Consider the following 11,410-nt stretch of genomic DNA (forward strand, 5'->3'; position numbering starts at 1 on the left):
GAGGGGCCGGAGCGGACGCGGGCGGCTCAGGCCAGCTCGACCAGCAGGTCTCCGCCCTCCACCTGCTGGATGCGGTTGATCGCCAGCCGGGACACCCGGCCCGCCTTCGGCGCGGTGATCGTCGCCTCCATCTTCATCGCCTCGATGGTGGCCACGGTCTCCCCGGCCGCCACCTCGGCGCCCTCCTCCACCGCGAGCGTCACCACCCCGGCGAACGGCGCCGCGACATGACCGGGGTTCGAGCGGTCGGCCTTCTCCGTCACCGGTACGTCGGTGGCGGCCGAGCGGTCGCGGACCTGGATGGGCCGGAGCTGGCCGTTGAGGGTCGACATCACCGTGCGCATACCGCGCTCGTCCGCCTCGCCGACCGCCTGCAGCTCGATCAGCAGCCGCACACCGGGCTCCAGGTCGACGGCGTACTCCTTGGCCGGGCGCAGGCCGTAGAAGAACGACTTGCTGTCCAGGACGCTGGTGTCGCCGTACGCCTGCCGGTGGGTGTCGAACTCGCCGGCCGGGCCGGGGAACAGCAGCCGGTTCAGGGTGGGCCTCGGGTCCTTCTCCAGCCCCTCACGGTCCTCGGCGGACAGCTCCCGCACCGGCTTGGCCTCGGCGCGGCCGCGCAGCGCCTTGGTGCGGAACGGCTCCGGCCAGCCGCCGGGCGGGGTGCCCAGCTCGCCGCGGAGGAAGCCGATCACCGAGTCCGGGATGTCGAAGCGGTCCGGGTCGGCCTCGAAGTCGTCCGGCGAGACGCCCGCGCCGACCAGGTGCAGGGCGAGGTCACCGACCACCTTGGAGGACGGGGTGACCTTGACCAGCCGGCCGAGGATACGGTCGGCGGCCGCGTACATCGCCTCGATCTCCTCGAAGCGGTCGCCGAGGCCGAGCGCGACGGCCTGGGTGCGCAGGTTGGAGAGCTGGCCGCCGGGGATCTCGTGGTGGTAGACCCGGCCGGTCGGGGAGGCGAGGCCCGCCTCGAAGGGGGCGTAGACCTTGCGCACGCCCTCCCAGTACGGCTCCAGTTCCTCCACCGCGTGCAGGCTGAGGCCGGTGGGGCGCTCGGAGTGGTCGGTGGCGGCGACCAGGGCGGAGAGCGAGGGCTGGGAGGTCGTCCCGGCCATGGAGGCGACCGCGCCGTCCACCGCGTCCACGCCGGCCTGGATCGCGGCGAGATAGGTGGCGAGCTGGCCGCCCGCGGTGTCGTGGGTGTGCAGGTGCACCGGCAGCCCGAACTCGCCGCGCAGCGCGGTGACCAGCTTCGCGGCGGCGGGCGCGCGCAGCAGGCCGGCCATGTCCTTGACGGCGATGACATGGGCGCCGGCCTCGACGATCCGCTCGGCCAGCCTCAGGTAGTAGTCGAGCGTGTAGAGCCGCTCGGCGGGGTCGCTGAGGTCGGCGGTGTAGCAGAGGGCGACCTCGGCGACGGCGGTGCCGGTCTCGCGCACGGCGTCGATGGCGGGCCGCATCTGGTCGACGTCGTTGAGCGCGTCGAAGATGCGGAAGATGTCGACGCCGGTGGCGGCGGCCTCCCGTACGAAGGCGTCGGTGACCTCGGTGGGGTACGGGGTGTAGCCGACGGTGTTGCGGCCGCGCAGCAGCATCTGGAGGCAGATGTTGGGCACCGCCTCGCGCAGCGCGGCCAGCCGCTCCCAGGGGTCCTCGGCGAGGAAGCGCAGCGCCACGTCGTAGGTGGCGCCGCCCCAGCACTCCAGGGAGAGCAGTTCGGGCAGGGTGCGGGCGACGACGGGGGCGACCGCGAGCAGGTCCTTGGTGCGCACACGGGTGGCCAGGAGGGACTGGTGGGCGTCGCGGAAGGTGGTGTCGGTGACGCCGAGCGCCGGGGACTCACGCAGCTCGCGGGCGAAGCCCTCGGGCCCGAGGTGGACGAGGCGCTGCCGGGAGCCCGCCGGGGGCTCGCCCGTGGGAAGGGCGGGCAACTTGGTGACGGGATCGAGGAGTTCGGGGCGTTCGCCGTGCGGCTTGTTGACGGTGACGTCGGCCAGGTAGGTCAGCAGCTTGGTGCCCCGGTCGGCCGAGTGACGGGACGTCAGCAGATGCGGGCGCTCCTCGATGAACGAGGTGGTGACGCGTCCGGCGCGGAAGTCGGGGTCGTCCAGCACGGCTTGCAGGAACGGGATGTTGGTGGACACACCCCGGATGCGGAACTCGGCGACCGCGCGCCGGGCGCGGCCGACGGCGGCCTGGAAGTCCCGTCCCCGGCAGGTGAGTTTGACCAGCATGGAGTCGAAGTGGGCGCTGATCTCGGTGCCGGCGTGGGTGGTTCCGCCGTCGAGCCGGATGCCGGAGCCGCCGGGTGAGCGGTACGCGCTGATCAGGCCGGTGTCCGGGCGGAAGCCGTTGGCGGGGTCCTCGGTGGTGATCCGGCACTGGAGGGCGGCGCCGCGCAGGGTGATCCGGTCCTGGGAGAGGCCGAGGTCGGCGAGGGTCTCCCCGGCGGCGATGCGCATCTGGGACTGGACGAGGTCGACGTCGGTGACCTCCTCGGTGACCGTGTGCTCGACCTGGATGCGGGGGTTCATCTCGATGAAGACGTGGTTGCCGTCCCGGTCGAGGAGGAACTCCACGGTGCCCGCGTTGCGGTAGCCGATCTCGCGGGCGAAGCGCACGGCGTCGGCGCAGATCCGGTCCCGCAGTTCGGGGTCGAGGTTGGGGGCGGGCGCCAGCTCGATGACCTTCTGGTGGCGGCGCTGGAGCGAGCAGTCGCGCTCGTAGAGGTGGATCACATTGCCCTCGCCGTCGGCGAGGATCTGCACCTCGATGTGGCGGGGGTCCACGACGGCCTTCTCCAGGAAGACGGTCGGGTCGCCGAAGGCGGACGCGGCCTCGCGGGAGGCGGCCTCGATGGACTCGCGGAGCTGGGCGGGCTCCTCGACCCGGCGCATGCCCCGGCCGCCACCGCCGGCGACCGCCTTCACGAAGACGGGGAAGCCGATCTCGTCGGCGGCGCGCACCAGTTCGTCCACGTCGTTGGAGGGTGCGGAGGAGCCGAGCACGGGCACCCCGGCCGCGCGGGCGGCGGCGACCGCGCTGGCCTTGTTGCCGGTGAGTTCGAGGGTGTCGGCGCTGGGGCCGACGAAGGTGATCCCGGCCTCCTCGCAGGCGCGGGCCAGGTCGGGGTTCTCCGAGAGGAAGCCGTAGCCGGGGTACACGGCATCGGCACCGGCGCGGCGGGCGGCGGTCACGATCTCGTCGACGGAGAGATAGGCGCGGACGGGGTGACCGGGCTCGCCGATCTCGTACGCCTCGTCGGCCTTGAGCCGGTGCAGCGAGTTGCGGTCCTCGTGGGGGAAGACGGCCACCGTGCGCGCGCCGAGTTCGTAGCCCGCCCGGAACGCGCGGATGGCGATCTCTCCGCGGTTGGCTACCAGCACCTTGCGGAACATCTGGGATTCCCTTCAGCCTGCCGGCGACGAACACCATGGTGTCAGCCACGTCCTGCCCCCGTACTCCGCGGAAACACTAGGGGGTGCGTGCTCCGGTCGAAGTGCGAAAACCGTCACATTGACGTGTGCGCGCCGGGTCGGCGAGGAGTACGGCCGGGGCGCGGGGCTCCGGGACGGGCGGGGGCACCGGTGCGGGCCTGTTCTCGCGGGCGTACGGCAGGCGAAGGCGGCGGCCGCGCAGCAGGGCGAGGACGATCGCGGCCGACACGGCGACGAGGTGCTCGCGTCCGGCGAGGTTGGGTACGGCGATGGACTCCCACACCATCGATCCGCCTGTCAGGGTGAAAACCACGGGCGCGCGCCGGACCACGGCCAGATAGGTGAACAGGCCCACGACGGCCGCCGACGGGCCGGTGTCCAGGACGGCTCCGCACTCGGCGGGCAGCCCGAATCCCGACCAGCCGGGCCCCAGCTCGATCATCAGCCGGGCGGTGAGGGTGCCGGCCAGGGTGGTGACGTAGGCGACGGCCAGGGTGCGGGCGCGGCCGAGGACCAGTTCGGCGAGGGCGAAGGCCAGGAAAAGCTGGGTGATGCCCGCCCATACCGGCAGGTCGAGCGCGGGGACGTACAGCGAGACGGGGGTGCGCAGCAGGGAGAGCCAGAGGGGGAGGTCGGCGGTGACGCCGCCGAGGCGCCGGACCCAGGTGGCGCCGGCGGGGTGCTGGGCCAGGTCGTGGAAGAGGATGACGCCGAAGGCGGCCACGAAGGCGAGGAGCAGCCCGGACAGTCCCCGGTGGGCGAGGCGGCGTACCGGGTCCACCACGATGGCGTGCCATTCGCCGCGCAGGGTGCGGCCGGTGAACCGGGCCGCGCGCACGAGGGGGCGCGACGCCCCCGGTTCCCCCGCCACGTGCCGCTCCCCCTTCGCCGTCACCCCGCCGGGGCATGCGGTCACAGTCCATCGGGCCGGGAACCGGGAGTCAAGATCTACGGCTTCGGTGGATACGCCGTCGGCGCCCGGTTCACGCCCAACGCCACGATTTGAACGTCCACTTCATGGAAGGCCGCTGCTTTCTTTCCATTTTGATCATCAACTCTCGTATAGTGACCGCCGGTTCACCCAAGACGCTGTTTCTTGTCGCTTCTCGTCTCCTGACCACCCCCCGATTTCCGCGAGGACCAGACCGGACCGATGACCGCGCCCACGCCTCCCGGCGACCGCCCAGCCCTCCGTACGCCCGCCCTCGCCCTGGCCGCGACCGCCGTCCTGTCGGCACTCGCGCTCGGCGCGGCCGTGGCGGTGGCCCCTCACGCGGCACGCAACACGCTGCTGTGGGCCGGGGGTTCGGCGGCGGTCGTGCTCTGTGTCGCGGTGACCGTGGCCGCGCATGCCCGGAGTTCCGCCCGCCGGGCCCGGCTGCGCCTGGCGAGCGCGCTGGCCGACCTGGAGCGGCTGGAGCGGCAGCGGACCTCGGCGACCGAGGAGACGCGCCGGGAGCAGCAGCGGCTCATCGACGAACTGGCCGCACAGCGCGCCGAGTTCGCCGCCGAGCAGGCCCGCCTGGAGAAGGAGGGCGCCCGCGAGGCGGACCGGCTGCGCCGCGAAGTGCTGCGGCTCTCCGGCGAATGGGAGAAGGCCCGGCGCGAGCGGGCGGCGGCCGTGTCGGCCACCTCCAACACGGCGGGGCGGATGCAGGCGTTGGCCACGGCGACCCTGGCCGACCTGCGGGCGATGGAGGAGCGGCACAGCGACGAGGACGTGCTCGCCGACCTGCTGCATCTGGACCACCGCACCGCGCAGGCGGGGCGGCTGGCGGACTCCATCGCCGTGCTGACCGGGGCGCGTTCGGGACGGCGCTGGGCGCGGCCCATCGCGATGGAGTCCATCCTGCGCGGCGCCATGGGCCGGATCGGCGGCTACCGCCGGGTGCGGGTGCACTCGGTCAGCGAGGTCGCCGTCGCCGGGCACGCGGCGGAGGGCGTGATGCACGCGCTCGCCGAACTCCTGGACAACGCCACGAACTTCTCCCCGCCCACCGCCGAGGTCCATGTCTATGTGGAGGAGGTCCCGGCCGGGGTCATCGTCTCCGTGGAGGACAGCGGCCTGGTGATGGGCGACGTCCAACTGCGGCGCGCCGAGAAGGCGGTGACCGGTGACGTGTCCGGGCTGGGCGGTCTGACCGGCACCCGGCTCGGGCTCGCGGTGGTCGGCAGGCTGGCCCGCAAGCACGGGCTGAAGGTGTCGTTCCGGCCCTCGGCGCGCGGCGGCACCGGTGTGCTGATGCTCGTACCGCAGGAGATCCTCACCAGCCCGGCGCCCGCGGCCCCGGCCGCCCCCGCGCCGGAGCCCGAGCGCCCCGCCGCGCCCCCCGCCCCGGAGCCCGAGGCCCCCGCGCCGCCCGCCGAGGAGGTGGGCGGTCTGCCCAAGCGCCGTCGGGGCCGGACTCTGGCCGAGGCCGAGCGGTCCCGGTCGGCCTCGCGGGACGACACCGGGCGACCGGCACCCGGCCCCGACGAGGCCAAGGTCCGCGCGGCCCGCTTCAGCAGCTTCCGCAACGCGGTACGCCCCGGCACGACCCCCGAGGGCGACGCACCGCACACCCGGCCCGAGGAACCGCGCGCAGGCGGCCCGGCCGACACCCCCGCTGTCTCCCATCCCCGCAACGAACCGCACACGCACCTGGAAGGCGACACCACTTCATGACCGGCCCGACCACCGCGGACGACACGCTCACCTGGCTCCTCGAGGGCCTGCTGGAGAAGACTCCGGGCGCCCGGCACGCGCTCGTCCTCTCCCGCGACGGCCTCAAGCTGTGCCGTACCCCGGAGTTGTCCGTCGACCAGGCGGACCAGCTCGCCGCCATCGCCGCCGGCATCCAGTCGCTGTCGCACGGGGCGTCCGTGGAGTTCGGCGACGGCAGCGGCGGCGTCCGCTCGGCGATGGCCGAGTTCTACGGCGGGGTGCTGTTCATCGTCGAGGCCGGCGAGGGCGCCCACCTGGCCGTGGTGACCAGCGAGGACGCCGATCCGGGCGTGGTCGGCCACACGATGAGCGAACTGGTGGAGCAGCTCGGCGAACACCTGACCGCGCCGCCCCGCTCCTCATGAGCCGTCCGGGCAGGGACGACGCTCCCGACCGTCTCTACACCATCACGCGGGGACGGATCGGGACCGGCGCCGGCCGCCCGCTGGACCTGGTCACGCTGATCGTCGCCGAGTCGGCGGCGGCCACCGGGATGCAGTCCGAGCATGTGGCCATCCTGCGGCTGACGGAGTTCCCCACCTCGGTGGTGGAGATCGCCGCCGAGCTGCGCCTGCCCGTCAGCATCACCAAGGTGCTGCTGTCCGACCTGCTGGCCACCGGCCATGTCAGCGCCCGTCATCCGCGCCGCCCCGCCATCACCGACCCCGACATCCTGGAGCAGGTGCTCGTTGGACTCCGCAATCTCTGACGCGCGCACCCCGTTGGGTGCCTCCGCCGACAACGGTCTGAAGATCGTCGTCGTGGGCGGCTTCGGCGTCGGCAAGACCACGCTGGTCCGCTCGGTCAGCGAGATCCGTCCCCTCAACACCGAGGAGACGATGACGCAGGCGGGCGAGTCGGTGGACGACATCGCGCAGGTCGGCACCAAGACGGCCACCACCGTCGCCTTCGACTTCGGCCGCATCACGCTGGACGCGCACAACGTGCTGTACCTGTTCGGCGCGCCCGGCCAGGAGCGGTTCTGGTTCCTGTGGGACCGGCTGTTCTCCGGCACGCTCGGCGCGGTCGTCCTCGTCGACACCCGCCGCATCGACGACTCCTGGTACGCCATCGACCGCCTGGAGCACCACGGCACGCCGTTCATCGTGGCCTGCAACGACTTCGGCGGCCCGGCGCGCGCGGGCGCGGACGTACGCGCGGCACTCGACCTCGACCCGGACGTGCCGCTCGTCGACTGCGACGCGCGGTCCCGCGAGTCGGCCAAGGAGGTCCTGATCACCCTGGTCCGCCATGTGCAGGCCCGGTACGCCACGGCCGCCGGGGTCAGAGGGGAACTGGTGTGATGTCCGAGGCCGTTCCGCTCGGCGGACCCCGCTTCCAGACCGAACCCGCCTGCCTGTACCGGGAGATGCGGCGCGACCACGGTTCCGTCGTCCCGGTGGAGCTGGACGGCGGCATCCCGGCCTGGCTGGTGCTGGGCTACCGCGAGCTGCATCAAGTCACCGGCGATCCGGCGCTGTTCAGCCGGGACTCCGAGCTGTGGAACCAGTGGGAGAACATCCCGGAGGACTGGCCGCTGCTGCCGATGATCGGGCACCGTCAGCCCTCCATCCTCTACACGGTCGGGGAACGGCACCGGCAGCGCGCCGCGATGATCAGCAACGCCCTGGAGTCGGTCGATCCCTTCGAACTCCGGCGCCAGGCCGAGCGGTTCGCGGACGAGCTGATCGACACCGTCTGCCTCTCCGGCGAGGCCGACCTGGTCGCCCAGTACTCCTCCCTGCTGCCGGTACGGGTCCTCGCGCACCTCTACGGCTTCCCCGACGACGAGGGGCCCGGACTGGTCACCGCGCTCAACGACATGATCGACGGCCGGGAGCGGGCGCTGGCCGGGCAGTCCCACCTCGCCTCCTCCATGGCCCGGCTGGTCGCCGACCGTACCGAGCAGCCCGCCGACGACGTGGTCTCGCGGATGCTGGCGGACGACAGCGGGTTCACGGGCGAGGAGATCGTCCAGGACCTGATGGTGATGATGGCGGCCGGGCACCAGCCGACCGCCGACTGGATCGGCAACTCGCTGCGGCTGATGCTGACCGACGACCGGTTCGCGGCCTCGCTGTTCGGGGGCCGCAACAGTGTCGCGGAGGCGATGAACGAGGTGCTGTGGGAGGACACGCCCACGCAGAACGTGGCGGGCCGCTGGGCCGCGCGCGACACCCACCTCGGCGGGCGCCGGGTGCGCGCCGGTGACCTGCTGCTGCTCGGTCTGCAGGGCGCCAACTCCGATCCCCAGGTGCGTACCGACGCCTCCGCGCTGACCGGCGGCAACAACGCGCACTTCTCCTTCGGGCACGGCGAGCACCGCTGCCCGTTCCCGGCGCAGGAGATCGCCGAGGTCATCGCGCGCACCGGCATCGAGGTCGTCCTCGACCGGCTGCCGGACATCGACCTGGCGGTACCCGCCGGGTCCCTCACCCGCCGGCCCTCGCCCTGGCTGCGCGGGCTGACCGAGCTGCCCGTGCGGTTCACTTCGACCCCTGCCCTGGGAGGCACGTCACGATGACCACCGGTACCGGGATTTCCCGTATCGCCCTCGACCCCTTCGTCACCGACCTGGACGGCGAGAGCGCGGCCCTGCGCGCGGCCGGACCGCTGGCGGCCGTGGAGCTGCCCGGCGGGGTGCCGGTGTGGGCCGTCACCCGGCACGCCGAGGCCAAGGCGCTGCTGACCGACCCGCGCCTGGTGAAGGACATCAATGTGTGGGGCGCCTGGCGGCGCGGCGAGATACCGGCGGACTGGCCGCTGATCGGGCTGGCCAATCCGGGCCGTTCGATGCTCACCGTGGACGGCGCGGACCACCGCCGGATGCGCACGCTGGTGGCGCAGGCGCTCACCCCGCGCCGGGTGGAGCTGATGCGGGAGCGGATCGGCAAGCTCACCCAGGACCTGCTGGACGCGCTGCCCGCCGGCGGCGAGGTGGTCGACCTGAAGGCGGCCTTCGCCTACCCACTGCCGATGTACGTGGTGGCCGAGCTGATGGGCATCGACGAGGCGCTGCTGCCCCGGCTGAAGGTGCTGTTCGAGAAGTTCTTCTCCACTCAGACCCCGCCCGCCGAGGTCATCGCCACCCTGACCGAGCTGGCCGGGATGATGGCGGCGACCGTCGCGGCGAAGCGTGCCGAGCCGGGGGACGACCTCACCAGCGCGCTGATCCTCGCCTCCGCCGACGGCGACCACCTCACGGACGAGGAGATCGTCGCCACCCTCCAGTTGATGATCGCGGCCGGGCACGAGACGACGATCTCGCTGATCGTCAACGCGGTCGTCAACCTCTCCACCCACCCGGACCAGCGGGAGCTGGTGCTGTCCGGGCAGGCGGACTGGTCGGCGGTGGTCGAGGAAACGCTGCGCTGGTCCACCCCGACCTCGCACGTGCTGATCCGCTTCGCCACCGAGGACGTACCGGTCGGCGACAAGGTCATCCCGGCCGGGGACGCGCTGATCGTGTCGTACGGCGCGCTCGGCCGTGACGAGGAGGCGCACGGGCCGAGTGCCGGGGAGTTCGACATCACGCGGGAGGTTCAGAACCGGCACATCTCCTTCGGCCACGGCCCGCACGTCTGCCCCGGCGCGGCGCTGTCCCGGCTGGAGGCGGGGGTGGCGCTGCCCGCGCTGTACGCCCGTTTCCCGCACCTGGACCTGGCGGTCCCGGCGGCCGAGCTGCGCCACAAGCCCGTCGTCACCCAGAACGACCTGTTCGAGCTTCCGGTCCGCCTGAACGGGTGACTTGACTTCGAGCGCGCTTCAGCTCGTAGCGTCGCAGGCGCTCCGGTGCCCGGCGTCCCGCCACGGGATGCCGGGCGGCCAGATCCGTCGCTAGATGGATGAAGGGGCCCGAACGCGTGCGAAAGGTTGGAACCCCACATGCGACAGCGCAGCCTGCGTGACCTGCAAGTTTCCGCAATTGGTCTGGGTTGTATGGGAATGTCGGCCTTCTACGGAACGGCCGACCAGGACGAGGGCGTGGAGACCATCCGGCGCGCCCGCGAGCTGGGCATCGACTTCCTGGACACGGCCCAGATGTACGGGCCGCTCACCAACGAGTCCCTGGTCGGCGAGGCGATCCGGGGCCACCGTGACCAGTACGTGCTGGCCACCAAGTTCAACTACCGGATGGACGACGCGGTACCGGGCGACATGTCCAGCGTGGGCCGCCAGGACGGCTCGGCCGAGCATGTCCGGGCCTCGGTGGAGGGCTCGCTCCAGCGGCTCGGCACCGACCACATCGACCTGTACTACCAGCACCGGGTCGACCCGAACGTGCCGATCGAGGAGACGGTGGGCGCGCTGGCCGAGCTGGTCGCCGAGGGCAAGATCGGGCACATCGGGCTGAGCGAGGCGAGCGCGGAGACGCTGCGCCGGGGCAACGCGGTCCACCCGATCACGGCCGTGCAGAGCGAGTACTCGCTGTGGTCGCGGGACGTGGAGGCGGAGGTGCTGCCGACCTGCCGTGAGCTGGGCATCGGCTTCGTCGCCTACTCCCCGCTGGGCCGCGGCTTCCTCGCCGGCCGCTTCTCCTCCCCCGACGAGCTGGACGAGAACGACTACCGCCGCAACAGCCCCCGCTTCACCGACGAGCACCTGAAGGCCAACCTGCGCCTGGCGGCCAAGGTCAAGGAGATCGCCGAGACGAAGGGCGTCACCCCGGCCCAGCTCGCCCTCGCCTGGGTCCTCGCCCAGGGCGACCACATCGTCCCCATCCCCGGCACCAAGCGCCGCTCCTACCTCGAACAGAACGCCGCCGCGGTCGACATCACCCTCACCCCCGAGGAACTGTCCCAGATCGACGCCGAGTTGCCCGAGGTCTCAGGCGAACGGTACGACGAGGCGGGGATGCGAGCCGTGAACCGCTGAGCCAACCTGCCCGGCCGGGACCCGCGTTGCATGCCGGGTCCCGGCCGGACTCGGCTAGCCGGCGAGGGTGAGTTCCGTACGGGCGCGGTGCATGAATTCGGCCCCAGGGTGTTCTCGGCGCCAGGGAGTCAGGGCAACGGCGACATCCGCGACGTAGTCCCGAGCCCGCGCGGAGGCCACGCGACCGAGGATGTCGACAGCGCGATTGCCGACGGCGAGAGCCTGGTCGAGGTCGCCCTCCTGGAGGTGGGTGGTGGCAGGACGGTCACGCGCAGGCCGACGCGGGGGCTCGGCCGGTTCCGTGCCGAAGAGCTTGGAGTAGAAGGTCACCGTGGCTTCTAGGTCGGCGACGTTGAGGGCGAGCTGAACACGGGACATGCCGGTCCCCCCG

The 11,410-nt window shown here is 72.4% G+C and carries 9 protein-coding genes and 1 pseudogene; 7 read left to right on the forward strand and 3 right to left on the reverse strand.

Translation table 11 applies throughout. The features are described 5' to 3' along the window. Positions 1-26: 26 nt before the first annotated feature. Positions 27-3,401, reverse strand: a complete 3,375-nt coding sequence (locus E5083_RS06335) for a pyruvate carboxylase (RefSeq protein ID WP_135784607.1) — start codon at positions 3,399-3,401, stop codon at positions 27-29. 76 nt (positions 3,402-3,477) lie between these two features. Then, the gene (locus E5083_RS06340; protein WP_135784608.1) at positions 3,478-4,311 is read right to left on the reverse strand and encodes a hypothetical protein; all 834 of its coding nucleotides are present in this window, start codon (positions 4,309-4,311) and stop codon (positions 3,478-3,480) included. A 282-nt stretch (positions 4,312-4,593) separates the two neighbouring features. Here E5083_RS06340 and E5083_RS06345 point away from each other — a divergent pair, with 282 nt between their 5' ends. The 7 genes from E5083_RS06345 to E5083_RS06375 all read left to right on the forward strand — a co-directional run bounded on the left by E5083_RS06345 (position 4,594) and on the right by E5083_RS06375 (position 11,019). Next, positions 4,594-6,105: a sensor histidine kinase gene (locus E5083_RS06345; RefSeq protein WP_135784609.1), complete on the forward strand. Its 1,512-nt coding sequence runs from the start codon at positions 4,594-4,596 to the stop codon at positions 6,103-6,105. After that, a complete protein-coding gene (locus E5083_RS06350) occupies positions 6,102-6,509 on the forward strand; it encodes a roadblock/LC7 domain-containing protein (RefSeq protein WP_030813062.1) in 408 nt (135 codons plus the stop codon). Before E5083_RS06345 ends, E5083_RS06350 begins: the two co-directional genes overlap by 4 nt. Then, the gene (locus tag E5083_RS06355; RefSeq protein WP_135784610.1) at positions 6,506-6,853 is read left to right on the forward strand and encodes a DUF742 domain-containing protein; all 348 of its coding nucleotides are present in this window, start codon (positions 6,506-6,508) and stop codon (positions 6,851-6,853) included. The genes E5083_RS06350 and E5083_RS06355 overlap by 4 nt, the downstream gene beginning before the upstream one ends. Before the next feature lie 13 nt (positions 6,854-6,866). Beyond that, positions 6,867-7,448 (forward strand): GTP-binding protein, encoded by a 582-nt coding sequence (locus tag E5083_RS06360; protein ID WP_135785243.1) that lies wholly within the window; start codon positions 6,867-6,869, stop codon positions 7,446-7,448. Continuing rightward, positions 7,448-8,668: a cytochrome P450 gene (locus E5083_RS06365; RefSeq protein ID WP_135784611.1), complete on the forward strand. Its 1,221-nt coding sequence runs from the start codon at positions 7,448-7,450 to the stop codon at positions 8,666-8,668. The genes E5083_RS06360 and E5083_RS06365 overlap by 1 nt, the downstream gene beginning before the upstream one ends. Next, positions 8,665-9,891, forward strand: coding sequence for a cytochrome P450 family protein (locus E5083_RS06370; RefSeq protein ID WP_135784612.1), 1,227 nt, complete (start codon positions 8,665-8,667; stop codon positions 9,889-9,891). Before E5083_RS06365 ends, E5083_RS06370 begins: the two co-directional genes overlap by 4 nt. Before the next feature lie 138 nt (positions 9,892-10,029). After that, entirely contained in the window at positions 10,030-11,019 is a 990-nt protein-coding gene (locus E5083_RS06375) for an aldo/keto reductase (protein ID WP_135784613.1), read from the forward strand. 273 nt (positions 11,020-11,292) lie between these two features. Here the strand turns inward: E5083_RS06375 and E5083_RS06380 are convergent. After that, a pseudogene (locus tag E5083_RS06380) lies at positions 11,293-11,397 on the reverse strand (VOC family protein); the annotation flags it as partial. Positions 11,398-11,410: the final 13 nt, after the last annotated feature.

It is taken from the genome of Streptomyces bauhiniae (assembly GCF_004784475.1).
In the GTDB taxonomy this organism is placed as follows: domain Bacteria; phylum Actinomycetota; class Actinomycetes; order Streptomycetales; family Streptomycetaceae; genus Streptomyces; species Streptomyces seoulensis.